At 41.8% G+C, this 24,206-nt stretch carries 24 protein-coding genes; 6 read left to right on the top strand and 18 right to left on the bottom strand.

Annotated features, from left to right (window positions below; translation table 11 throughout):
• The first annotated feature begins 42 nt into the window (after positions 1-42).
• Entirely contained in the window at positions 43-765 is a 723-nt protein-coding gene (locus A3GY_RS0102175) for a TraX family protein (protein WP_018029760.1), read from the top strand.
• Positions 766-789: 24 nt separating this feature from the next.
• Here the strand turns inward: A3GY_RS0102175 and gloA2 are convergent, their stop codons facing one another.
• Genes gloA2 through gyrA form a run of 3 tightly spaced genes read right to left on the bottom strand, consistent with a single transcriptional unit; the run spans position 790 to position 4,446 of the window.
• Positions 790-1,194 carry an SMU1112c/YaeR family gloxylase I-like metalloprotein gene (gloA2, locus tag A3GY_RS0102170; RefSeq protein WP_018029759.1) on the bottom strand — a complete coding sequence of 135 codons (405 nt, stop codon included), beginning with the start codon at positions 1,192-1,194 and terminating at the stop codon, positions 790-792.
• Positions 1,195-1,238: 44 nt separating this feature from the next.
• Positions 1,239-1,979 carry a class A sortase gene (locus A3GY_RS0102165; RefSeq protein WP_026161881.1) on the bottom strand — a complete coding sequence of 247 codons (741 nt, stop codon included), beginning with the start codon at positions 1,977-1,979 and terminating at the stop codon, positions 1,239-1,241.
• 7 nt (positions 1,980-1,986) lie between these two features.
• On the bottom strand, positions 1,987-4,446 hold the full coding sequence (gene gyrA / locus A3GY_RS0102160) for a DNA gyrase subunit A (RefSeq protein ID WP_018029757.1): 2,460 nt from the start codon (positions 4,444-4,446) through the stop codon (positions 1,987-1,989).
• 182 nt (positions 4,447-4,628) lie between these two features.
• Between gyrA and A3GY_RS0102155 the strand changes: the two genes are divergently transcribed.
• Positions 4,629-5,618, top strand: coding sequence for an L-lactate dehydrogenase (locus tag A3GY_RS0102155; RefSeq protein ID WP_018029756.1), 990 nt, complete (start codon positions 4,629-4,631; stop codon positions 5,616-5,618).
• Between the two features lie 99 nt (positions 5,619-5,717).
• On the opposite strand, the gene nox is transcribed toward A3GY_RS0102155, so the two are convergent.
• The 9 genes from nox to A3GY_RS0102110 all read right to left on the bottom strand — a co-directional run bounded on the left by nox (position 5,718) and on the right by A3GY_RS0102110 (position 15,024).
• Positions 5,718-7,091 carry a H2O-forming NADH oxidase gene (nox, locus tag A3GY_RS0102150; protein WP_018029755.1) on the bottom strand — a complete coding sequence of 458 codons (1,374 nt, stop codon included), beginning with the start codon at positions 7,089-7,091 and terminating at the stop codon, positions 5,718-5,720.
• 191 nt (positions 7,092-7,282) lie between these two features.
• Positions 7,283-8,239 carry an ABC transporter permease gene (locus tag A3GY_RS0102145; RefSeq protein ID WP_018029754.1) on the bottom strand — a complete coding sequence of 319 codons (957 nt, stop codon included), beginning with the start codon at positions 8,237-8,239 and terminating at the stop codon, positions 7,283-7,285.
• The gene (locus A3GY_RS0102140) at positions 8,236-9,303 is read right to left on the bottom strand and encodes an ABC transporter permease (protein ID WP_018029753.1); all 1,068 of its coding nucleotides are present in this window, start codon (positions 9,301-9,303) and stop codon (positions 8,236-8,238) included. The genes A3GY_RS0102145 and A3GY_RS0102140 overlap by 4 nt, the downstream gene beginning before the upstream one ends.
• Entirely contained in the window at positions 9,296-10,828 is a 1,533-nt protein-coding gene (locus tag A3GY_RS0102135; RefSeq protein WP_018029752.1) for an ABC transporter ATP-binding protein, read from the bottom strand. Before A3GY_RS0102135 ends, A3GY_RS0102140 begins: the two co-directional genes overlap by 8 nt.
• Before the next feature lie 116 nt (positions 10,829-10,944).
• Positions 10,945-11,994: a BMP family lipoprotein gene (locus tag A3GY_RS0102130; RefSeq protein ID WP_018029751.1), complete on the bottom strand. Its 1,050-nt coding sequence runs from the start codon at positions 11,992-11,994 to the stop codon at positions 10,945-10,947.
• 88 nt (positions 11,995-12,082) lie between these two features.
• Positions 12,083-12,469 carry a cytidine deaminase gene (locus tag A3GY_RS0102125; protein WP_018029750.1) on the bottom strand — a complete coding sequence of 129 codons (387 nt, stop codon included), beginning with the start codon at positions 12,467-12,469 and terminating at the stop codon, positions 12,083-12,085.
• 22 nt (positions 12,470-12,491) lie between these two features.
• Positions 12,492-13,154, bottom strand: coding sequence for a deoxyribose-phosphate aldolase (gene deoC, locus A3GY_RS0102120; protein ID WP_018029749.1), 663 nt, complete (start codon positions 13,152-13,154; stop codon positions 12,492-12,494).
• Between the two features lie 15 nt (positions 13,155-13,169).
• The gene (locus A3GY_RS0102115; protein ID WP_018029748.1) at positions 13,170-14,447 is read right to left on the bottom strand and encodes a pyrimidine-nucleoside phosphorylase; all 1,278 of its coding nucleotides are present in this window, start codon (positions 14,445-14,447) and stop codon (positions 13,170-13,172) included.
• Positions 14,434-15,024: a class I SAM-dependent methyltransferase gene (locus A3GY_RS0102110; protein ID WP_018029747.1), complete on the bottom strand. Its 591-nt coding sequence runs from the start codon at positions 15,022-15,024 to the stop codon at positions 14,434-14,436. Before A3GY_RS0102110 ends, A3GY_RS0102115 begins: the two co-directional genes overlap by 14 nt.
• Before the next feature lie 113 nt (positions 15,025-15,137).
• Here A3GY_RS0102110 and coaA point away from each other — a divergent pair, with 113 nt between their 5' ends.
• On the top strand, positions 15,138-16,058 hold the full coding sequence (gene coaA / locus A3GY_RS0102105; RefSeq protein ID WP_018029746.1) for a type I pantothenate kinase: 921 nt from the start codon (positions 15,138-15,140) through the stop codon (positions 16,056-16,058).
• A 52-nt stretch (positions 16,059-16,110) separates the two neighbouring features.
• A complete protein-coding gene (gene rpsT, locus A3GY_RS0102100; RefSeq protein ID WP_026161880.1) occupies positions 16,111-16,362 on the top strand; it encodes a 30S ribosomal protein S20 in 252 nt (83 codons plus the stop codon).
• 117 nt (positions 16,363-16,479) lie between these two features.
• Here the strand turns inward: rpsT and A3GY_RS0102095 are convergent, their stop codons facing one another.
• Genes A3GY_RS0102095 through A3GY_RS0102085 form a run of 3 tightly spaced genes read right to left on the bottom strand, consistent with a single transcriptional unit; the run spans position 16,480 to position 18,775 of the window.
• Complete coding sequence (locus A3GY_RS0102095; RefSeq protein WP_018029744.1) at positions 16,480-17,793, bottom strand: sensor histidine kinase; 1,314 nt, start codon at positions 17,791-17,793, stop codon at positions 16,480-16,482.
• Positions 17,786-18,457: a response regulator transcription factor gene (locus A3GY_RS0102090; RefSeq protein WP_018029743.1), complete on the bottom strand. Its 672-nt coding sequence runs from the start codon at positions 18,455-18,457 to the stop codon at positions 17,786-17,788. The genes A3GY_RS0102095 and A3GY_RS0102090 overlap by 8 nt, the downstream gene beginning before the upstream one ends.
• A 48-nt stretch (positions 18,458-18,505) precedes the next feature.
• Positions 18,506-18,775 (bottom strand): hypothetical protein, encoded by a 270-nt coding sequence (locus A3GY_RS0102085; RefSeq protein WP_018029742.1) that lies wholly within the window; start codon positions 18,773-18,775, stop codon positions 18,506-18,508.
• Positions 18,776-19,049: 274 nt separating this feature from the next.
• On the opposite strand from A3GY_RS0102085, the gene A3GY_RS0102075 reads away from it, so the two are divergent.
• Together A3GY_RS0102075 and trhA are read left to right on the top strand one after the other, a co-directional pair.
• Positions 19,050-19,490, top strand: coding sequence for a DUF1836 domain-containing protein (locus A3GY_RS0102075; protein ID WP_018029740.1), 441 nt, complete (start codon positions 19,050-19,052; stop codon positions 19,488-19,490).
• Positions 19,487-20,137, top strand: a complete 651-nt coding sequence (gene trhA / locus A3GY_RS0102070; RefSeq protein ID WP_018029739.1) for a PAQR family membrane homeostasis protein TrhA — start codon at positions 19,487-19,489, stop codon at positions 20,135-20,137. The genes A3GY_RS0102075 and trhA overlap by 4 nt, the downstream gene beginning before the upstream one ends.
• Positions 20,138-20,179: 42 nt before the next feature.
• Here the strand turns inward: trhA and A3GY_RS0102065 are convergent, their stop codons facing one another.
• The 3 genes from A3GY_RS0102065 to pstB are packed head-to-tail and all read right to left on the bottom strand — an operon-like array spanning position 20,180 to position 24,203.
• A complete protein-coding gene (locus A3GY_RS0102065; protein ID WP_018029738.1) occupies positions 20,180-22,723 on the bottom strand; it encodes a M1 family metallopeptidase in 2,544 nt (847 codons plus the stop codon).
• A 33-nt stretch (positions 22,724-22,756) separates the two neighbouring features.
• The gene (gene phoU, locus A3GY_RS0102060; RefSeq protein ID WP_018029737.1) at positions 22,757-23,410 is read right to left on the bottom strand and encodes a phosphate signaling complex protein PhoU; all 654 of its coding nucleotides are present in this window, start codon (positions 23,408-23,410) and stop codon (positions 22,757-22,759) included.
• Positions 23,411-23,444: 34 nt separating this feature from the next.
• A complete protein-coding gene (gene pstB, locus A3GY_RS0102055) occupies positions 23,445-24,203 on the bottom strand; it encodes a phosphate ABC transporter ATP-binding protein PstB (protein WP_018029736.1) in 759 nt (252 codons plus the stop codon).
• Positions 24,204-24,206 lie beyond the last annotated feature (3 nt).

Here is a 24,206-nt window from a genome sequence, read left to right as displayed (position 1 = left end):
TAAAAGGCTTTGTTATAATCTTACTAACTTAAGGAGCTTGCTATGACCAAACGATTATCTGCTTTTCCTCTTAAAATAATTGCCATTATGGCCATGCTTATCAATCATATTGGGCATACGTTTGAGATTTACCATTATTCCTATCCGACTTTCTTTCTGACCGAGGTGATTGGCAAACTCACTTTTCCCATCATGGCTTATTTATTAGTTCAAGGCTTTCAATACAGCCAAAATCGCATCAAGTATGCCTTGAGATTGGGGCTATTTGGTCTTATCTCTGCCCTTCCCTTTCACTGTCTTTTTATGTATGATCAGCCTTTCTATCTTTTTAATAATATTTTTTTCACGCTGTTTATAGGCTTTGGCCTGCTTTGCTGCTTAGAAAAGTTCCCTGCCCATTTTTTCCCCCTAGTTATCGTTGCCGCTTTATTAACTGTTCATTCAGATTGGAATAGTTTAGGGGTCGTGATAATTGCTTTATTCTATCGAAATCGACAGGAAGAGCGGGGTTATGTTCGGCCTATTCTGATCATCTCTCTTGCCTTTCTAGGCTTAGCCGTCCTAACCTACATTTCGGAGAGGGACCTATACACTTTAATCAGTGATTCCTCCATGATAGGTATGCTGCTTGTCATCCCCTTATTGGATGCTTATAATGGTCATCGAGGCTATTCCCCAACTTGGGTTAAATGGTCCTTCTATATCTTCTACCCGTTGCATCTAAGCCTCTTATGGCTGCTTCGTTTTCTTATTTGGGGATTTTAAAAGCCGCTGAATGCGGCTTTTCTCTTATTCGTGTAATTCCAAAGGAAGATTGTCCGGATCAAAAAAGAAAGCCATCTTTTTACCTGTATAGTCATCATAGCGAAGCTCCTCTACAGGGATTCCCAGATTCATTAGTTCTTTTCGAACAGCTTCAACATCATCCACCTGAAAGGCAAGATGTCGAAGACCACAGGCTTCTCTAGGCCAAGAAACGCGTTCTGGAGGGGCACTGTAACTAGGATCTGAGGTCTTGCTACCAAAGATCTCTAATTCAATACTGCCACACTTGAGATCTAGCTTATAATCCTGACGCTCAGGCCTGTAATTCTCACGAATAACCTCAAAACCCAGCTTATGGACATAAAAATCATAAGATTTATCATAGTCTGAAACAATGAAGGCAATATGGTGAATCTGATCTAATTTCATCTACTTCTCCTTTAAATGTTTAAAAACTCGCTAGAAGCGAGCTTTTAAAGTTGCATCTGATTGTAGGTCTGACGGAAGGCTTTTTTAACTGTCTTTGAAGCCTTGCTGAAACTAACCTCACCTTCGTAAGTACCATGAACAATTGTTCGAGCTGTTGCTTCAGCATCCGTACAGGTAACGAGAGTAATTTCCGTCTTTCCTGGCTCGTCATCAATCACTTCAACATGCTCTGGCTCAACCGTCTGAACTTGGGTGATGACATAAGTGTATATCTTATTTTTATCGGTGAGGTAGATTTTCATCCCTGCTTTAGCCCTCTCCAAAGGCGAAAAGAGCATCTGTGAAGATCCTGTCATCCCAAAAACATGGTGACTGGCCAAGGCATAGTTATTCTCTCCCATGACTTGGTTTTCCTTCATCGTGCCGGCTCCGTAATACAGACCAGCATTGTCCAGTCCCTTGAAAATAGGCAGATTCACTTTTAAATCAGGGATGGCAATTCCACCGATAACAGGTAATTTTTGAGCTGCCATCTGAGCCGCTAAGACTTTTTCGGTACTGATAGATTCGACCTTGTCAAAATCATAGCTCGTTTTGGCTGACTTATTCTTATCAATATCTTTCTTACTGACATTGGAAACTTGATAACGATTTGTATTCCAAGCAATAATGGCATTTCGGATAGGTTTATTAAAGATTAGCGCCAGACCAAGAACAACCAGGAGGAGAAAGAAGCTATTGGCAATCCATCTTCTCTTTTTCACATTTTTTTGACTTCTTTTCATTGCATTCTTACTCATTTTCTTCTGTAATCTCATCTTCTTGGTGATCTTCAGGTTTGACAAGCGCAAAGGTCACGATTTTAGCATTCTGATCCAGACGCATCACACGAACTCCCATAGCTGCACGCCCAGTTTGGGAGATATTGGCAACGTTTGTCCGAATAATAACACCCGTATTCGTAATCACCATAATGTCTTCATCACCAGCTACCGTAACAAGACCTGCCAGAGGACCATTTTTAGCGGTGATATTAGCAGTTTTAATCCCTTTACCGCCCCGTCCTTTTTGCGGATATTCTGAAGCCGGTGTTTGCTTGCCATAGCCTTTTTCGGTGAGAGTCAAGACGTCTTGATGGTCTGTGATGACAGCTGCTCCGATGACCAGGTCATTTTCACGAAGATTCACACCTCTAACGCCTGTCGCGGTACGCCCCATATTACGAACTAAGTCCTCTTTAAAGCGTACTGAATAGCCCAGCTTGGTTCCAATGATGACATCTTCTTGTCCATTTGTCAGAAGCACATTAATCAATTCATCGCCATCTTTGAGGTTAAGGGCACGCAGACCATTTTGTCGAATATTTGCAAATGCTGAGACATCCGTCCGCTTAACGATTCCTTGTTTTGTGGTAAAGAAGAGGTATCTGTCCTTACTATCTTCCTTATTGACATTGATAATCGTCTGGATGGTTTCTCCTTCATCTAAACGCAGTAAGTTGACAATCGGCAGTCCCTTGGCTGTACGGCCGTACTCTGGGACTTCATATCCCTTCAACGAGTAGACCTTTCCTTGGTTAGTGAAGAAAAGCATGCTGTCATGTGTACTTGTTGACACCAACTCACGGACAAAATCGTCATCATTAACACCTGTTCCCTGAACACCACGGCCACCACGTTTTTGTGAACGAAACTCATCCTGAGCCAAGCGTTTGATATAACCCTTATTCGATAAAGTAATCAGAACATCCTCTTCTTCGATTAAATCTTCATCTTCAAGAGAAAGCACCTCTCCGACCATGAGTTCTGTCCGGCGATCATCATTAAACTTGCGCTTAACCTCATCCAGTTCTTCTTTTATAATTGTAATCACACGTTCTGGTTTGGCTAAAATATCAGCCAAATCAGCAATCAAGGCGATTAAATCATCATATTCAGACTGAATTTTGTCCCGTTCCAAGCCAGTCAAACGACGCAAGCGCATATCTAAGATGGCCTGACTTTGACGTTCAGATAGATTAAAACGCTGCATCAATTCTGTCTGAGCGATTGTATCCGTCTCGCTGTTTCGGATGATGGTGATTACCTCATCCAGATGATCCAGAGCAATCAGCAGACCTTCCAAGATGTGAGCGCGACTTTCTGCTTTTTCCTTGTCAAACTGCGTCCGTCGAACAATAACTTCTTTCTGATGGGCGATATAATTGGCTAAGATTTCCTTGAGTGACAGTATCTTAGGGACACCATTTTCAATCGCCAGCATATTAAAGCTAAAGTTGGTCTGAAGGCTGGTCAATTTGAAAAGATTGTTTAAGATGACGGTGGCACTGGCATCACGACGAACTTCAATGACAAAACGAACCCCTTCACGGCTTGACTCGTCACGAACCGCTGTAATCCCTTCAATCCGTTTCTCCTGTGCCAAACGAACGATATGCTCATGCACCTTCGTTTTATTGACCATATAAGGAAACTCAGTAACAACAATACGTTCTCGACCTGATTTGGTCTCCTCGATCTCAGTACGAGCTCTTAGAACAATTGATCCTTTACCTGTCTCATAGGCACGGTGAATACCGCTTCTCCCCATAACAAGCGCACCTGTCGGGAAATCTGGTCCCGGAAGAACCTCCATCAATTCTCTGGTGGAAACCTCCTCATTATCAATGAGCATCTTGACAGCATCAATGGTTTCTCCCAAATTATGTGGCGGGATATTGGTCGCCATCCCCACAGCGATACCGGTTGCTCCGTTAACTAAAAGATTAGGAAAACGCGCAGGCAAGACAAGAGGTTCACGTTCGCTGCCATCGTAGTTATCCGCAAAATCGACCGTATTTTTATTGATGTCACGCAGCATTTCCAGAGCAATTTTACTCATCCGAGCTTCTGTATAACGCTGAGCGGCCGCTCCGTCACCGTCCATAGAACCAAAGTTCCCGTGACCATCAACAAGCATATAGCGATAGGACCACCATTGGGCCATCCTCACCATAGCTTCATAAATTGATGAATCCCCATGAGGGTGATATTTACCCATAACATCCCCAGTAATACGGGCTGATTTTTTATGAGGTTTATCTGGAGTTACCCCCAGTTCGTTCATTCCATATAAGATACGGCGATGAACAGGTTTTAAGCCATCACGTACATCTGGCAGGGCCCTTGCCACAATAACACTCATGGCATAATCGATGAAACTAGTTTTCATCTCGCTTGTCAGATTAACATCAACTAAATGTCTGTCTTGCATTAAAAAATGCCCCTTTTCTAGTTTAAAACTCCCCTATATTATACCATAAAAAGCCAGTTTTTTCAGCACTTTCAGTCTGTTTTCATTGACTTTCCTAATTTCCTAGTGACATCAGAATTAAAAAGTGATAGAATATAGGCGTATAGGGTTTTTCCCAAAAAATATTAAGGAGATGTTTAGACATGACTGCAACTAAACAACATAAAAAAGTCATCCTTGTCGGTGACGGAGCTGTCGGTTCTTCATATGCTTTTGCCCTTGTCACTCAAGGAATTGCGCAAGAACTTGGTATTATTGAGATTCCTCAATTATTTGAAAAAGCTGTCGGTGATGCTGAAGACCTCAGCCACGCACTTGCTTTTACATCACCCAAAAAAATCTACGCTGCTAAGTACGAAGACTGCGCTGATGCCGATCTTGTTGTCATCACAGCTGGTGCTCCTCAAAAACCAGGTGAAACTCGCCTTGATCTTGTTGGTAAAAACCTTGCAATCAATAAATCAATTGTCACACAGGTTGTTGAGTCTGGTTTCAATGGTATTTTTCTTGTTGCAGCCAATCCAGTTGATATCCTGACCTATTCAACATGGAAGTTCTCTGGATTCCCTAAAGAACGTGTCATCGGTTCAGGTACTTCCCTTGACTCTGCTCGATTCCGTCAAGCTTTAGCTGATAAGATTGGTATCGATGCCCGTTCTGTCCATGCCTACATTATGGGTGAACATGGTGACTCTGAATTTGCTGTTTGGTCACATGCCAACGTTGCAGGTGTCAAACTTGAGCAATGGCTTCAGGATAATCGCGATGTTGATGAGCAAGGCCTTGTTGATCTCTTCGTTTCTGTCCGTGATGCTGCTTACTCTATTATCAACAAGAAAGGTGCTACTTTCTACGGTATCGCCGTTGCGCTTGCCCGCATCACCAAAGCCATTCTGGATGATGAAAATGCTGTTCTTCCACTTTCTGTTTTCCAGGAAGGCCAATACCAAGGCGTTGAAGGCGTGTTTATCGGTCAGCCTGCCATCGTTGGCGCTCACGGAATTGTCCGTCCAGTAAACATTCCTTTAAACGATGCAGAACTTCAAAAAATGCAAGCTTCTGCAGATCAGCTTAAGGATATTATTAACGAAGCTTGGCAAAACCCAGAGTTTCAAGAAGCATCTAAAAATTAAAATAAGCAAAACAACACCCACTCCTATTGAGGAGTGGGTGTTTTCTATAAACTAATGACTACTCTTCAGTGACTTGCTATAGAGTTATTAGAATCATCGTTATTTTGCAGCGATGGCTGCTTTAGCAATATAACTTAGCGGTTGGTTGAAATGCGGTAAGAAGAAGAGATCAAGCAAAGCAAGACGATCAATGGTGATATGTTCTTGAATTGCCAATGAGAACATGTGGATAGCCATTGAAATATCACCCAACGATGCCATTTGAGCTCCAAGAACTTCCCGTGAATCTTTATCATAAACAATTTTCAGAGTAACATCATAGTTACCATGCTCCATAAAGGCAGCTTTTTGCTGATCCGTAATCTCTGCTGTTACAGGATTGAAACCAAAGCGTTTTGCTTTTTCTTCAGTCAGACCAGTTGATACCATGTTCAACCCAAAGATGGAGATTCCGTTAGAACCCTGAACACCCAGTGACTCGATGTCATGACCCGCTGCATTATGACCCGCAACCATTCCAGAGCGCAAAGCATTAGACGCCAGAGCGATATAATTGGTATCATTGATGGCATTGTCATAAACCGTTGCACAATCACCAACAGCATACACATCAGGAAGACTGGTCTCTTGTTTTTTATTGACTAGGAAGGCACCATTACGGAAAGTTTCCAGCTTACCTGCTCCGAGGCTGGTATTAGGACGGAAACCAACAGCCAACACAACCATGTCAACATCACGGCTCGTTTTATCTGTGACGATGCGTTCAACCTTGCCATCACCTTCGATTGCTTTGACCGTTTCACCAAAAGCAAGTTCAATACCATTGTCTGCCATTTGCTTGCTCATCATGTCTGAAAGATCACGATCATAATAGCCAGCAAGACAGGTATCGACCACGTCAATCAAGACAACTTCCCGACCGTTCCGTTTGAAGGCTTCTGCCAGCTCAACACCGATATAACCAGCCCCTACGACAGCCACTTTCTTGATGTCTTCATTTTGATCTTCTAATTTATCAATAACCTGCTGAGCATTTTGGAAAAGCTTAACAAATTGAAGATTTTTGAGAGTTGCTTCAAATTCAAGACTACCTTCTTTAATAGCTGCCCCTTCAATCGGAGGTAAAATAGGCTGTGAACCAGTTGCTAAAATGAGTTTGTCGTAAGACTCTGTACGCTCTTGTCCATCAACTAAGGCCGTAACTGTTTTCGCATCATAGTCAATTGATTGAACAGGTGCATTCATGTAGACTTTAGCACCTTTTGATTCAAGAAGCTCTTTGTTAGCATAGAAAAGACCATCACCGTTTGAAATCTGGTGTCCAATCCAAAGGGCCATCCCACATCCTAAGAAAGAAATATTAGAGTTTTGGTCAAATACCACGACTTCATTTTCCGAACCATAGTTATCAAGAATGGTATTGATACTTGATGTTCCTGCATGGTTTGCACCAACAACAACGATTTTACTCATAAGAAAATCCTCTTTTCACAATATAATCATATTTTTACCTATCTAGTATATCACAGGAATAAAACGCTTCCAAGGAATTTGCTCATTGCTGCACAAGAAAGTCTAAAAGCGTTAGAATGCCTGTCAAAATAAAAATAAGCAGCTCTTAAGCCGCTTATTTTATTCAATAATCTGAAAATATCTCTCGATGATTATTTTGACTTAATATAGTTGACCCCGTCTGCTTTTGGTGCAACAGACTGTCCAAAGAAAGCAGCCAATACCACTATGGTTAGGACGTAAGGTGCAATCTGGAGATAAACGGTCGGAATTTTTGACAAGACAGGGAGCTGATTGCCAATAACGGCCAAACTCTGAGACAAACCAAAGAAAAGACTAGATAACATGGCACCAATTGGATTCCATTTACCAAAAATCATAGCGGCTAGAGCAATGAAGCCTGGTCCCAAAATTGTGCTGGCCGCAAAGTTAACTGAGATTGACTGAGCATAGACAGCTCCGCCAATACCACCAAGGAAACCTGAAATCATCACACCAAAATATTTCATCAGATAAACATTGATCCCCAGTGTATCAGCTGCTTGAGGATGTTCACCAACAGATCTTAAACGCAGACCAAATCTTGTCTTATTTAAAATAAACCAAGCCACAAATGAGAACAATACCGCAAGATAGGCAATAGAGCTTGTTCCACTGAAGAAAATTGGGCCAATAATCGGAATATCTGCTAAAATCGGAAAATCAAATTTACCAAAAGACTGCTGGATATTATCTGTCTGACCTTTACCGTATATAGCTTTACAGAGAAAGACAGCTAAGGCAGGTGCCAGAAGATTAAGTACTGTCCCTGATACAATATGATCTGCACGAAAATTGATTGTCGCTAAAGCATGAATCAGTGAGAAAATCAAACCGACCACACCCCCTGCGATAATAGCAACCCAAGGTGTTGACTTGCCAAAAACATCTGCAAATTCTAGGTTAAAGACAATACCTGCAAAAGCCCCCATAACCATGATTCCTTCAAGGCCGACATTGACAACCCCTGAACGCTCTGAGAAAACACCGCCAATACTCGTAAAGATCAGAGGGGCAGCGTAAACTAACATGGAAGAGACTAAAAGCGCGAAAATACTTTCTAAACTCATTTTGCAGCACCTCCTTTCGCTTCTTTTCTTGGCTTAATATAACGGTCAATAACATAATGACTTCCGACAAAGAAGATGATAAGTGCCGTTACCACCTTGATGAGTTCAGGTGGGATAGTTGCAGCATTCATACCAGGCGCCCCTACACTTAAGACACCAAAGAGGAAAGCTGCAAACAGAATACCTATCGGTGAATTTGTGGCTAACAGGCTGACAGCCATCCCGTCAAACCCAATAGCCAGAGAACTTGTCTGGACATAAACATTTTCAAAAGTTCCCAGCCCCTCAACAACTCCTCCTAAACCTGCTAGTGCTCCTGACAGAATCATAGAAAGAACAATTGTTCGTTTGGCAGACATACCGGCGTATTCACTGGCATTAGGGTTTAAACCAACCGCTCGAATTTCAAATCCAAGAGTTGTTTTATTGAGCAGGTACCAAACAAGAAGAATCGCCACAAGAGCAATGAAGAAACCGATGTTCATCCGTGAATTATCGGTTAGGGCTTTAAGCCACTCCGCCTGATAAGAGGCATTTGAACTCACATAGATACTGGAATCTGATGTCCTCATGATTGATTTAGAGAAAACATTTTGAATAATATTATTACCTACGTACAATACGATATAGTTCATCATAATGGTAACAATGACTTCACTTGTTCCCAAATAGGCACGCAAAAGACCTGGAATGGCCCCAACCAAACCTCCTGCTATTGCTGCGATAAGGATGGTCGAAGCAATCATCAGCGGGCGAGGCATCTCGGGATGAGACAAAGCAAACCATCCTGCCGCAATCCAACCGGCATAAGCCTGACCTGGTAATCCGATATTGAAAAATCCAGCACGACTGGCTATGGAAAAACCTAAGGCGATTAAGATAAGGGGGCTCATAGCGCGGAAAATTTCGCCAATATTCTTAACACTCCCAAATGCTGTTTGGAAAAGGCCTTCGTAGCCCCAAATAGGGTCATAGCCAAAGAGGAGCATAATGAGCGCTCCAAGAAGCAGCCCCAATACCACTGAAATCAGAGGAACTGCTATTTGTTGGGTTTTCTTAGACATGAACTCCCTCCTTCTCAATAGATCCACCAGCCATTAAAACACCTAACTCTTGCTTGTTGGTTTCTTCAGGCTGGACAATCCCCTGAATCTGACCGTCATGAATAACAGCAATTCGATCAGACAGGTTTAAAATCTCATCCAGTTCAAAGCTGACGACCAAAACAGCCTTGCCCTTATCACGCTCCTCAATCAGGCGCTTATGAATATATTCAATAGCTCCCACATCGAGTCCCCGTGTCGGCTGACTGACAATCAATAAATCAGGATTACGATTAACTTCACGCGCAATAATTGCTTTTTGCTGATTTCCTCCTGACAGGCCTTTGGCAGGAATTAATTCACTCGCTCCACGGACGTCAAATTCTGCCATTAACTGACGGCCATATTCATTGATTTTATTATAATCTAGAATGCCATGGCTACTTAAGGGAGCCTTATAGTAGGTCTGCAAAGCGATATTCTCAGCTACTGTCATCTCTAAAATCAAACCATCCCGATGGCGGTCCTCAGGCACATGGGCAACACTAAGCTCTGTAATTTTTCGAGATGATAGCTTGGTAACATCCTGGCCTTTAATGCTGATGGTACCAGATTTAACCTTTCGCAGGCCCGTTATAGCCTGAATCAGTTCACTCTGACCATTTCCATCAATTCCGGCAATACCGACGATTTCACCGCCTCTCACTTCAAGAGACAGACGCTTTACTGCCGGAACGCCGCGGTTTTCATCAACCACTAAATCTTGAATTGAAAGGATGGTTTCTTTAGGAATAGAAGGTTCTTTTTCTGTTGTAAAGGAAACCGAACGCCCCACCATCATTTCTGCCAGCTCTTTGGAGGTAGCTCCCGCCACATTAACCGTTTCAATACTCTTTCCTCGGCGAATGACCGTCACGCGGTCGGCAACAGCTCGAATTTCATCCAATTTGTGGGTGATTAAGATGATAGATTTACCCTCTTTAACTAAGTTTTTCATGATTGACATGAGTTCTTTAATTTCTGAAGGCGTTAAAACTGCTGTCGGTTCATCAAAAATCAAAATATCTGCACCGCGGTAAAGGGTTTTTAAGATTTCAACACGCTGCTGTGCCCCAACTGAAATATCAGCTACCTTCGCATTTGGTTCGACAGACAGACCGTATTTTTCTGAAAGTTTTTTGATCTCCTGACTGGCTTTTTTAAGGTCAAGGATGCCCTTGTTAAGGGTTTCATTCCCCAGAATAATATTTTCAGTAACAGTAAAAGCCTCCACCAGCATGAAGTGTTGGTGAACCATTCCAATTCCTAATTGACTAGACTTGGAAGGAGAATCAATGGTAACAGTCTGTCCATTGATGGCAATCTCTCCGCTTGTTGGCTCTAAAAGACCCGCCAGCATATTCATCAGAGTGGACTTACCTGCACCATTTTCACCTAGCAGGGCATGAATCTCCCCCTTGCGAAGATTGAGATTGATGTGATCATTAGCCACAAAATCACCAAATTTTTTAGTGATTTCTCTCATTTCAATGACATGTTGTGCCATAGTTAACTTCCTTTCAGAAAATTTTATATTTCAGCAAAACCTACTTTTTAAGCAGGCTCTGCTGAGATATAAAATCTCAGTTGAAAAAAAGCGACCGACCTAGGTCGCTTTCCTTCTTAGTTTGCAGGAACGGTGATGTCCCCAGCAATAATTTTGTCTTTGGCATCTTTAACAGCTTTCTTGGCATCGCTAGAAAGATTCGTTTCAGCAATTTCAACACCGCCGTCTTTTAGACCAAAGGTCGTTGTTTTTCCTCCAGGGAATTTACCATCTTTAGTCTCATTGGCGATTTCTTTAAGGGCTGAACCAACTTCTTTGATCGTTGAAGCAAGTACAAAGTTTGAAGATTTACCATCTTTGGAAGTATATTTACCTTCTTCTTTTTGATCACGGTCAACACCGATAACCCAAACTTTTTCGCTTTCTTTTTTCTTCTCATTTCTTGCTTTAGCTTCACTGAAGACGCCAGCACCAGTTCCTCCTGCTGCTTGGTAGACAACATCCGCACCGCCAGCATATTGTGCTGCAGCAATGGTCTTACCTTTAGCGGCATCACCAAATGAACCTGCGTAGTCCACTTGAATTTGAATAGAATCATCTACGGATTTAACACCAGCTTCAAACCCTTTTTCAAAACGAGTGATAACGTCAGATTTTACACCACCGACAAAACCAACTTTTTTCGTTTTAGTTGTTTTAGCGGCTGCCACTCCAGCAAGATAAGCAGCTTCGTTATCAGCAAAGGTGACACTAGCAACATTGTCTTTTCCTTCAATCACATCGTCAATAATAACGAAATTGGTGTCAGCATTGTTGCCTGCTGTTTTCTCAATAGCATCATGAAGGGCATAACCGATACCAAAAACCAGTTTGTAACCACTTGAGATAGCTGTATCAAGGTTGTTGGTGTAATCTGATTCACTGCTTGATTGGAAGTAATCGTAGCCATTACCTTTGCTGAGGTTATTCTCTTTACCCCACGCCTGAAGGCCTTCCCAAGCTGACTGGTTAAATGATTTATCATCAACACCACCAACGTCCGTCACCATCGCAACCTTCAAATCCGTTTTAGCTTTACCGTCTGTGCGCGACGCACGATTTCCACAAGCAGCAAGCCCAAGAAGAGCGACCGAAGCTAAACCTAAACCAACAATTTTCTTGTTCATAAAAATGAACCCTCCTAAAAAAATATGATAGTGCAACAAGTGTTGCGAACAACCCAATTAAGTCAAGTGACCTAATATCCAACATGAATTACTCCAATTCTTTAAAGGAGTAGGGAAGTAAATCTTCGACCGTCATCTCGACCGTCCGACCATCTTTTGCAATCAAAGTCACTTTTGCAGATGGCTCAAAAAATTCTGTCATCACCTGCCGGCAAGCACCGCAAGGCGAAATAGGATTGGCTGTTTCACCATAGATAGCTATCTCTTCCAAATCCAGATGACCTTCAGAGACGGCCTTGAAAATCGCTGTTCGCTCACCGCAGTTGGTCAGACCAAAACTGGCATTTTCAATATTACATCCCTGAAAAATCTGCCCAGACTTTGTCAGCAGGGCTGCCCCGATAGGAAAATGAGAATAAGGAACATAAGCCTTTTTGCTTGCTTCAATAGCTAAAGAAACGAGATCCGCAGACATGAACTCACCCTCCAAAACTTATCTAATAATCGGTTTCAACAAGGAGACCTTTAATAATGGCTATTCCTGCAGAGGTTCCGATTCGGCTTGCGCCAGCTTCAATGAAAGCTTGGGCATCCGCCAAAGAGCGAGCACCGCCAGCAGCTTTCACTCCCATATCTGGACCAACCGTCTGACGCATCAAACGAACATCTTCGACTGTTGCACCGCCCGTTGAAAAACCAGTGGAGGTTTTCACAAAATCAGCTCCAGCCGCTTTAGCGGCCAGACAAGCTTTAACTTTTTCGTCATCTGTCAAAAGACAGGCCTCGATAATGACCTTCACCAACTTATCACCGCTGGCTTCGACAACTGCCTTAACGTCTTCTTCCACATAAGCGAAATCTCCGTCTTTTGCACGGCCAATATTGATAACCATATCAACTTCATCCGCGCCATTTTCAACGGCATTTTTTGTTTCAAAGGCTTTGACAGCGCTTGTATTAGCCCCTAAAGGAAAGCCAATAACTGTACAAACCTTGACATCCGAATCTTTTAGAGCATCAGCAGCATAGCTGACCCAAGTTGGATTGAGACAGACACTGGCAAAGTGATATTTTTTAGCTTCTGCTAAGATGGTGTCTATCTGCGATTGAGTGCTGTCCGCTTTTAAAAGGGTATGGTCAATATATTGATTAAGTTCCAAAATGTTTTTTCCTCCCTATCGAATAATCTTTAATATCTCATTTTGTCTCATTTGTTCCTTACTTATTTTAACATTTTTTTTGAAATCTGTAATCATCTTTTCTGATAAAATTTGGTTGGAATAGACTTGCGCCACAAGCTCTCCGGCTGCAATAGAGTCACCGACTTTTTTAGCAAAAACAATCCCTGTTTCATAATCTAAAGCATCTGTCTTGACAGCTCTTCCTGCACCTAGCCGCATCGCAAAAAGACCAAACTCCAAAGCTGGCAGTTCTGCAATATAACCAGAAGTTTCTGCGTAAATGTCCGTCACAAATTGAGCTGAGGAAGGGCGATAAATATCCTCTATGTCACCGCCTTGGTAAGCAACCATTTCTTCAAATTTCTGAAGTGCTTGACCATTAACCAAGTGTTCATGAATCTCTTTAATACTCTTCTCAACATCTGCTAATTCAAGCATTATCTGAGCAAGCTCGCAAATAAAGTCCGTGATATCTTGACGGCCCTGCCCCTGCATAATCTGAACAGCTTCCAGAACCTCCAGACGGTTTCCGATAGCCTGACCTAGAGGCTGGCTCATATTAGTCATAACAGCTATGGTCTGACGATCCACTTCTCTTCCCAAAGCAACCATAGTCCGTGACAATTTCTCAGCATCATCCAAAGTTTTCATAAAGGCACCGTCGCCAACTGTAACATCCAGTAAAATACGATCCGCCCCAGCAGCAATTTTCTTGCTCATGACTGAACTAGCAATAAGCGGAATGATGTCAACGGTAGCTGTAACATCACGTAAGGCGTAAAGGAGTTTATCTGCCTTTACCAAATTGTCTGACTGACCAATCACTGAAAGACCAATTTCCTGAACCTGTTTGATAAAATCAGCCTGACGGCGTTCAATCTGATACCCCTTAATAGACTCTAGCTTATCTAAGGTTCCTCCGGTATGTCCCAACCCTCGGCCACTCATTTTTGCAACAGGTACACCAAAACTCGCAACCAGCGGAACTAGGATAAGAGTCACCTTATCCCCGACGCCGCCTGTGGAGTGTTTATCTGTCTTGATACCTTGGATAGGGGACAAATCAATCTGATCACCTGATGCTACCATAGCCATCGTCAGATCGTGGGTTTCTTGGGTAGACATCCCCTTAAAATAGATGGCCATGGCCAAGGCAGACATTTGGTAATCCGGTACCGTTCCCTTAGCATAGCCTTCGATCAACCAGTTAATTTCCTGAGTTGATAATGTTAAACCATCACGTTTCTTTTGGATTAAATCAACTGCTCTCATTTTTTTCACTTCTAAGGACATAATAGCCCTTGTCTTTCTTTAAAGTTTCCACATTGCCAAAGATGGCTTCCATCTTCTTTTTGGCGCTGGGAGCGCCTTGTTTTTTTTGAATCACAATTGTTAAATCACCACCTGCCTTTAAGTAACGCGGTGCTTCTTCAATAATTCGGTGAACAATGTCCTTACCGGCACGGATAGGGGGATTGCTAATGATGTGGTCAAAGCGAACCTCTACCTGATCATAAAGATAGGACTGCAAAACAGTAACCTCTGTTTGATTTTTGACAGCATTTTGCCTTGCCAAATCTAGCGCCCTCTCATTGATGTCAACCAAAAGGGCCTCCACCTTCTGAACTTTGGCTAGGGCAATGCCAAGCGGTCCGTAACCACAGCCAAGATCTAATAGACTGTCCCCCGCCTGAAAGTCTAGGCTGTCTAAAAGGACCTGACTTCCGTAATCAATTCTATTTTTGCTAAAAACGCCGGAATCTGTTGCAAAGCGAAAAAACTCCCCTAAAAGGGTGGCTCTAATTTCTTTGAAATCGTGCTGACTCTCTGGATTCTCAGCGTAATACATTGTCTTTTTCGCGTGTTCTTGTCTCATGTCAATTCTAATTTTAGCATAAAATGAAAATGTTTTCAATTTTGTTATCTTCTTGTGTTATAATAGTCAAATAACAGGAGAATACTATGTCAAATGAGTTTATTAATTTTGAAAAATTATCGCGCCAAACTTGGCAGAATTTGCATCGTAAGTCACAGCCGCCTCTAACTGAAGCGGAATTAGAATCTATCAAAAGTCTTAATGATCGTATCAATATCCAAGATGTGACCGATATCTATCTGCCTTTAATCAGTTTGATTCAGATTTATAAAAACGCTCAGGAAAATCTTTCTTTTTCCAAAAGTATTTTTTTGCAGAAATACATCAGCAAACGTCCTTTTATTATCGGTGTTTCTGGAAGTGTCGCGGTTGGCAAATCAACGACCAGCAGGCTCTTACAGCTTCTGCTCGCCAGAACATTTAGAAGGTCGTCTGTCGCCATGGTGACAACAGATGGCTTTCTATACCCTAACGCTGTCTTACAAGAGAGAGAACTCTTAAATCGTAAGGGCTTCCCTGAATCTTATGATATGGAGCGCTTGCTCAATTTTTTAGATACAGTTAAAAGCGGCCAAAGCGCTCAAATTCCAGTTTACTCGCACGAAATTTATGACATCGTTCCCGATCAGCAACAGACAATTGCTGCGCCAGATTTCCTGATCGTGGAAGGTATCAACGTCTTCCAGAGTCCTCAGAATGACCGTCTTTACATGAGCGATTACTTTGATTTTTCAATCTACATCGATGCCGATGTTCAGCTTATTGAGACCTGGTATCTGGAACGCTTCGAGGCCCTGCTGGATCTGGCAAAAGATGATCCTGCTAACTATTACCATCAATTTACGACTAAATCAAAAGATGAGATTCGAACCTTTGCCAAACACGTTTGGCGAAACATTAATCTAGTTAACCTTGAAAAATACATCGAGCCGACACGGAATCGTGCCGAACTCATTCTGCACAAAGCAGCTAATCACAAAATCGATGAAATTTACCTGAAAAAGTAAGAAAGGCTTGTCAAAGCTGGATAATTTCTATATAATGATATAGTTAGTAAATATGGAGGTGAAAACATTGGCAAATATTAAATCAGCTATTAAACGCGCTGAACTTAACGTAAAACAAAACACAAAAAATTCAGCTCAAAAATCAGCTATGCGTTCTGCAATCAAAGCTTTTGAAGCAAACCCAACTGAAGAACTTTTCCGTGCTGCTTCTTCTAGTATTGACAAAGCAGAAACAAAAGGTTTGATTCATAAAAACAAAGCAAGCCGCGATAAAGCACGTCTTGCTGCAAAATTAGCAAACTAATTTGAAACCTCATGTCATGAGGTTTTTCTTTTTCGAGCTCTGACGCTAAATGAGTACTCGAGGTGCTAAGGGCTACTAAAAAAATGCACTTGACAGTTCTGTCAAGTGCATTTTAAGTTATTTGGTCAGCGGAAGGCGAACTTCAAAGATTGAGCCTTTAGGCTGATTATCCTTAACACTGATGCTTCCTTTTAAACTATCTACAATCTGCTTGGCTAAGGAAAGCCCTAAACCAAAGCCACCTTTTTGCCGTGTTCTGGCTTTATCAACTCGATAAAAGCGATCAAAAATTTTAGACTTGTCTGTATCAGAGATCCCTTGGCCATTGTCAGCAACCTTGACCAGAAGCTGTTTATCACTGGCCTCTACCATCATGCTGATATCACCATTACTGTCACTGTACTTAATGGCGTTATCAAAGAGGATGGTCATTAGTTGTTTGAGCAACGTTTTATCCATTCTAATGGGTTTAGTCAGCTGGTTTTCATAATAGAAATTCTTTTGGTTTTCCTCGGCAATCATCTGATAATTTTGAAAGATTTCCTTAAAGAACTGAGGCTTTATTTCTACTATTTCAGGCTTGATACCGTCATCTCTTCGAGCTAGATTAAGTAGATTAGTGGTTAAAATACGCATATTCCGGACTTCATCTAAGCTGGAAGCAATGTTTTCGCTATTGTCCAAAATAGTAGTATCTGGCTGCCTAAACAAGCTTTCCAGACGGTTTTGTAAAACAGCCAAAGGCGTCCTTAGCTCATGACTGGCATTCTCAACAAATGCCTTTTGTTTTTCATAGCTTTCTAAGATAGGTTTACGGCTCCATTTCGCCAAGTAAACACTGGCTCCGACAGATAAGAGCCAGAAAACAGCCATGACACTGACAATGATTTTGACATAACGATCATTGGCATCCTCCAACTGCGTTGTATTGACGACGACCGTTGCATACTTCGCATCTGTATAGAGACTGCTGTCTACCTTGACTGTTATGGTTCGGTAGACTTCCTCCTGACCTGAAAAATTCTTTGCCCGCTGTTCCGAGATCTTCTTAAGATTGTTAGTATTTAACGAAAGATTCTGCAGCCCGGAAAAAGAATCGACACTGTTTAGCGCATTACCATCTTTATCGTAAACAATAAGGTGTGTGTTGGCAACCATTTGCCCCTTAGGCTTAATATCTGATGGCGGCTCCGACGATGTCTCTCCAGTTAAAGAATTGAGCACCGATCGAGATAGGGTGATATTGACGTATTCTTCAATGTTGTCTACTGTTTTGGTGAGACTATTATCAACCGATGAATAAATGCCAAAACGCATGACTTGTAAAATAATCACCGTCATGACTAAAAAGATACCAGAGAAGACGGCAAAAAAATGGATAAAATAAGAGGTGTTCTCGCTCTTTGATTTTCTTCTAAGCTTATCAAACATTTTTTAAGATATACCCTACACTTCTTAAGGTCTGCAAGTTTCTGCCAAAATCAGTATCTTTAAGCTTTTTACGAACCTTGGAAACATAAACTTCAACAACTGAAATAGTCGTATCGCTGTCAAAGCCCCAAATACGGTCGAAAATCTGAGACTTTGGCAAGATAACATTCTGATTCTGCAGAAAATATACCAATAAATCAAATTCCTTCCCCAGCAATTCAACTTCTTGCTGGTCAATATTGACGGTATTGGTTGCCAAATCAACAGTCAGATTCCCGTAAGTCAAAGTATTTTCGTTAAATTTTCCTGAACGTTTCAGCAAGGCCTGAATACGCATTTTTAATTCTTCTAGATAAAAGGGTTTGGTTAGGTAGTCATCTGCTCCTAGCTCAAAACCATGCCCCTTATCATCTAGGCTTTCCTTAGCGGTCATAATCAGAACAGGCGTCGTGATTCCTTTTTCACGGAGTTCTTTAAGTAGCTGGAAACCATTTTTTTCAGGCAGCATCAGATCCAGCAAGATTAAGTCATAGACATTACTCTCAGCTTCGTAAAGCCCTTCGTCACCATCGAATACTTGCATCACATCGGCAAAGTCATCTAGAAAGTCAAAAACAGAATTTGACAGGTTTAAATCATCTTCCACTAATAAGATTTTTATCATTTCTCTACTCCTTTTGCTTTCTATTATATCATGACTTAAGCCATAAGACTAAGCATTTGATGAATTTGAGCTGCTGTCACTGCTGCTATCTGAACTATTGCTGCTATTTGAGTTACTGTCCGAGTTTGACGAACTATCTCCTGGGGAACCTTCCGGCGGTGTCCCTGTCGGAGGCGTTCCTCCTCGTCCATTAGCCGGTAGATTGCTTGGTGTTTTCTGTGTTAGTTTTGCGGTCGCAAAACCACCGGTAAAACTGAGTCCCAATCCCAAGACAATAATCAGACTAAGCCAAATTTTTGACTTCAAAAGTTTCTTCATGAGACATCCTTTCTTGTTAATTGATTGTCGCTGCAACAAAGGCAATCAGGCTGGTTAGGCCTGTCTTTGCTGCAAAAGATAGAAAAATGGGGTTAGCAAGTAGTTTTCTCATCTGTTAGACCTCCTTCTTCTAAGCTAGTCTCAAGTATAAAAAAGTTGCCTTAAAAGAGCCTTAATTAAATAGGACTTAAAATGATTGTTTTACTTGACTTGTTTTTTAAAAAAATATATAATCTAGTTATAAAAACTAGATGAAAAGGAGTTTGAAACTGTAATGCCTCATAACTATCCCAAATGGGCTGAGTTGCCCGAATTGGAACTCTACTTAGACCAAGTTCTACTTTACGTTAATCAGGTCTGTGGCTCCGCTGCTTCATCCAGAGACAAGGGGCTGACTCCCTCAATGGTTAATAATTATGTTAAACACGGCCATGTTGAAAAGCCTGCTAAAAAGAAATATAGCCGTACCCAAGTTGCCAGATTAATTGCTATCACCTGTTTAAAGAATGTCTTTTCAATTCAGGAAATCAGCTATATACTGGAAAAATTAAAAGAAGACAGGGACTCTCAAACCCTGTATGATTATTTTGTTTCCTGTATGAACAATGAGGAGGCTTCAGATACCCCAAGTGTCATCTCCTCGGCCTGCCAAACCCTTAAACTCTATCATCATACGCATCAACTTGTTCAAGAATTGGAGGATCATTCACAATGAATCAAAGCTTCAAACTCAGTAAACAACTATCATTCGGAGAAGAGCTAGCTAACAGCATCACTCATGCCGTAGGGTCTGCCCTCATGTTAATTCTTTTGCCTATCTCTGCCATCTATAGCTATCAAGCCTACGGTGTCAAAGCATCCGTAGGGGTTTCAATCTTTGTAATTAGCCTCTTTCTTATGTTTCTTTCCTCGACAATTTATCATGCCATGTCTTACAATTCACCGCAAAAGTATGTTTTGCGCATTATTGACCATAGCATGATTTATATAGCTATTGCCGGTTCTTATACGCCAGTTGCTTTGTCTCTGGTCGGCGGCTGGTTAGGATACCTCATCATTGTCCTACAATGGGGGACAACGATTTTTGGAATCCTCTATAAAATCTTTGCCAAGAAAATTAACGACAAGTTCAGTCTCTTTCTTTATCTCCTCATGGGTTGGCTCGTTATTTTTATCTTTCCGACCATTATCACTAAAACCGGTCCAGCCTTTTGGCTACTTATGTTAGCGGGAGGTCTCTCCTATACCATTGGTGCCGTTTTTTACGCCAAGAAAAGACCCTATTTTCATATGATTTGGCATCTCTTTATTCTCCTTGCTTCCGCATTGCAGTATATTGCTATTGTATATTATATGCTCTAATAAGAATCAAAAAAGGCTAGTTTCTCTAGCCTTTTTTGATTCTTATTTTTCCACAATAGCCGCTTCTACAGCCGCCTTATTGCGATTAATTAGCTGAATTTTGGCTCCAATCTCCTTAATCCCCATTGAAATATTACGGCTAAGCGCCATATCATCAAGCTGAGGTTCAAAGAATGCCTTGTATTCGTCTAGACGGATTTGTGTTTTAAAGATGTTGGCTGGGATAACTACAAAAGCATCAAAACTCATATCGCCGCCCAGTGTTTTCTTAATCCATTGCCAATTTTCTCTTGCCCAAGTCCAAACTGTTTCCTGCGCAAAAGGTTTACGAAGCAAGACCGCATACCAAAGCGACAAATCTTGAGGTTTTACAATATCCTTATCTCTCAAAGCCTCAACCAGACGCTCCAGTGTTTGCACCTGCTTGGTGTGAGAAAGCGCTGCTGCAAGTTCTCTTCTAAAAGTGCCATCATTCGTCTTAACATAAGCATCCAAGTAAAGTGAGACTAATTCCTGACTCTCTACTCTCTTCAATTCATTGATGAGGACAAAGGAGCGAATAGCTGCAGGGATCCCCTCGATATTGTCTTTATTTGCCGCAAAAATCTGCTGTGATTTTTCTGCCACGTCGTCATCATCAGCGTAGGTCATGTTGGATAGCGTCAGCTGCCGAACCATTTCGTCCTCATCACTTTCCTCAGCCCTTTTCTCAAAACCTAAACGTTTATAATTTTGCTGATTGACTGCTTGAACCAACGTTTTAAACCGTTTCTCAGCAAAACTATCTTCATCAAGGAAACGCTCTAGGCCATTGATGAGCTGACTGGCTGCCGACACTACTAGATAAGAGCTTTCAGAAGCTAGTTTTGTCAAAAGAGGAACCAACTGATCATAAGAAATCTCTCCGCTTTCTGCCAAAAGACGACGCTCCTGAATAATTTGCAACTTCGATGTGGTATCCAAGGTATCAAAATTATCTAGAATAGTCTCTAGTAGTTCTCCCTGATAGTCACTAAGATAGTGGGCCGTATTAGCTGTGTTTAAACGGAGCGGTCCATTTTCTTGATTCTGTTCGGCCAGCCGTTTGAAATCTTTAATAATGACTGTTTCTTCCGTGAGCGTATCAGGCAGACCGGTCCAATTACTGTTGAGAGGTATTTGCCAAAGCCTTCCTTTTTCCTGATGCTCACCGATAAAGAATTGTTTTTGACTGATTATCAGACTGTCACCGTCCAAATCAAGAGTAACTAGTGGATACCCCGGCTGTTCCAGCCAAGAATCCATAAAGCTCGCTACATCACGCCCTGAGGCAGCTGACAAAGCATTCCATAAATCACGTCCTATAGTGTTACCATATTGATGTTTTTCAAAATAAGCCTTTAGACCAGCTGAGAAAGCTTCATCACCCAGCCATCTGCGAAGCATGTGCATGAGACGGCTCCCCTTAGCATAAACAATCGCTGCGTCAAACAGCGTATTGATTTCATCAGGGTGATTAACCGCAACATGGACGGACTGGACACCGTCTGTTGCATCACGTTTTAGCGCTGCTGGCACACCGGTGGTCTGAAAATCTTCAAAGATCTTCCAACTAGGTTCGACAGCATCAACGGCAACATATTCCATCATATTGGCAAAACTTTCATTAAGCCAAAGGTCATCCCACCATTTCATGGTAACAAGATTTCCAAACCATTGATGTGCCAACTCATGAGCAACGACCAAGGCGACCTGCTGACGACTAGAAACGGTTGAATTCTGGTCTACCAACAGATAAACTTCACGATAAGTCACCAAGCCCCAATTTTCCATGGCACCTGCTGAAAAGTCAGGTAAGGCTACATGGTAAGACTGAGGAAGTGGATAAGGAACCTTGAAATAGTCTTCGTAGAAGTCAATCACCCGAGTAGCCATATCAAGTGCAAAATCAACAGCACTCTCAGGCTGAGCCACGGTAGCAAAGACACCGACCTCTGTACCATTTTTGCTTTTAGCTGTTTTTCCTCGCAGCTCACCTAAAGCAAAGGCTAAGAGGTAGGAAGACATTCTCGGTGTTGTGTCAAATGTCCAAACACCGGAATCCTCCCGTCTGTCCACATTGATTTCCGGCATATTTGAAAGAACCAGTTCTCCTTGGGCCTGATCAAACTTGATGGCCAAATCAAAGGTCGCCTTAGCTTCTGGTTCATCAATACACGGAAAGGCTTCCCGTGCAAAATGACTTTCAAACTGTGTTGAAATAATTTCTTTTTTCTGGCCGTTTAAGGTGTAGTAAGACGGGTATATGCCCGTCATATTATCTGTTATTTTCCCTGAAAACTCTAAGACAAGAGTCATGCTGCCTGTCTCAGGAAGTTCAATACGAACAGACTCACTGTCTTGATCCAAGTCATAGGAAAGATCTTGATTATCCAATAATACTGAATGAATTACCAAGTCTTTTTGGTGAAGAGCAATTTGATGATCAAGAGCTTCACCGCTAATTGCGACATTTCCAAAGAAAGCTTTCTCGCTACGATTGATATCTAGGAAGATATTGTAATTTTCAGGAATAAACTTTTCAAAAAAATGTTCTACCGTTTTCATGAATCTCCTTCATATCTCATTGTTTGTTTCAGCTTATAGTTCAATAATTTTTCCAGTTTTCAGATAAACAACCCATTCACAAAGGTTTTTCGCATAGTCCCCAATCCGCTCTAAATAAAGCAGAACTTGGAAATATTCTTTTCCAGAAAAGATTGCATCAGGTGTTTTACGGATTTCTTCCACCGCCAATGCCTGAATTTCACGGAAATAATTATCAATAACCTCATCGTTGGCCGCTACTTCATAGGCTTTTGAATCATCACTCGTGATGTAAACATTGAGTGCTTCTTCCACCATTTGTTTAACGGCATGCCCCATCTTAGTGATTTCTTCTTCAACAACAGGGATACGTTCTTCACCTTTCATACGAATCGTTGCTCGAGCAACCGAAGTGGCGTGGTCTCCCATACGCTCCACATCGCTGCTCGCCTTCAAAACTGTAATGACGGTCCGTAAATCCTGAGAAACAGGCTGCTGAAGCGCAATAATCTCAAGAGATTTTTTCTCAAGCTTTGTTTCGTATTCATTGATGACTTCATCGTCTTCAATCACTTCTTTAGCCAAATCACGGTCATGGCTGACGAAGGCACGAACGGTCTTGTTAATTTGTGCGAGGACTTCTGTCCCCATTGCATAAAATTGATTATGTAATTTATCTAATTCTTCTTCGAATTGTGTTCTTAACATGAGGTCACTTCCTTAACATATATTTTTATTACGACTATCCAAACTTACCAGTGATATAATCTTCTGTTTCCTTATGCTTAGGATTCAGGAACATTTCCTTGGTTTTCCCATATTCAATCAGATCGCCTCCTAAAAAGAAACCTGTTCTATCTGAAATACGAGAAGCCTGCTGCATCGAACGCGTCACAATGAGCAAGGTATATTGGTCTTTCAGACCATAAAGTGTCTCTTCGATTTTACCTGCTGAAATCGGATCCAGAGCCGATGTTGGCTCATCTAATAAGATAATATTGGGACTAGTCGCCAAGACACGGGCGACACAGATACGCTGCTGCTGACCGCCGGAGAGACCTAGGGCCGAGTCGTGGAGACGATCTTTGACTTCTTCCCAGATGGAAGCGCCTTTGAGAGACGATTCCACCGTTTCGTCTAGGATTTTCTTGTCCTTGATCCCCTTGAGACGCAAACCATAGACAACATTTTCATAGATAGACATTGGAAAGGGATTGGGCTGCTGGAAAACCATACCAATCTCTTTTCTCAAATCAACCGTATCTGTTCGAGGACTGTATATGTTATGACCATTGTAGACAATGGTTCCTGTTAGGGTGGCATCAGGATTCAAATCATTCATCCGATTGATGGAACGCAGAAGGGTTGACTTACCTGAACCAGACGGTCCAATGAGCGCGGTGATTTCATTTGGATAAAAATCCATTGAGATACTGTTAAGTGCTTTTTTCTTCCCAAAATAAAGAGATAGATCTTTTACACTTAAAATCGGTTCTGTCATTCT

This window comes from Streptococcus ferus DSM 20646, assembly GCF_000372425.1.
GTDB lineage: Bacteria > Bacillota > Bacilli > Lactobacillales > Streptococcaceae > Streptococcus > Streptococcus ferus.
The sequence above is the reverse complement of the archived record's forward strand: the minus strand, read 5'-3'. Positions and strand labels throughout refer to the sequence as shown.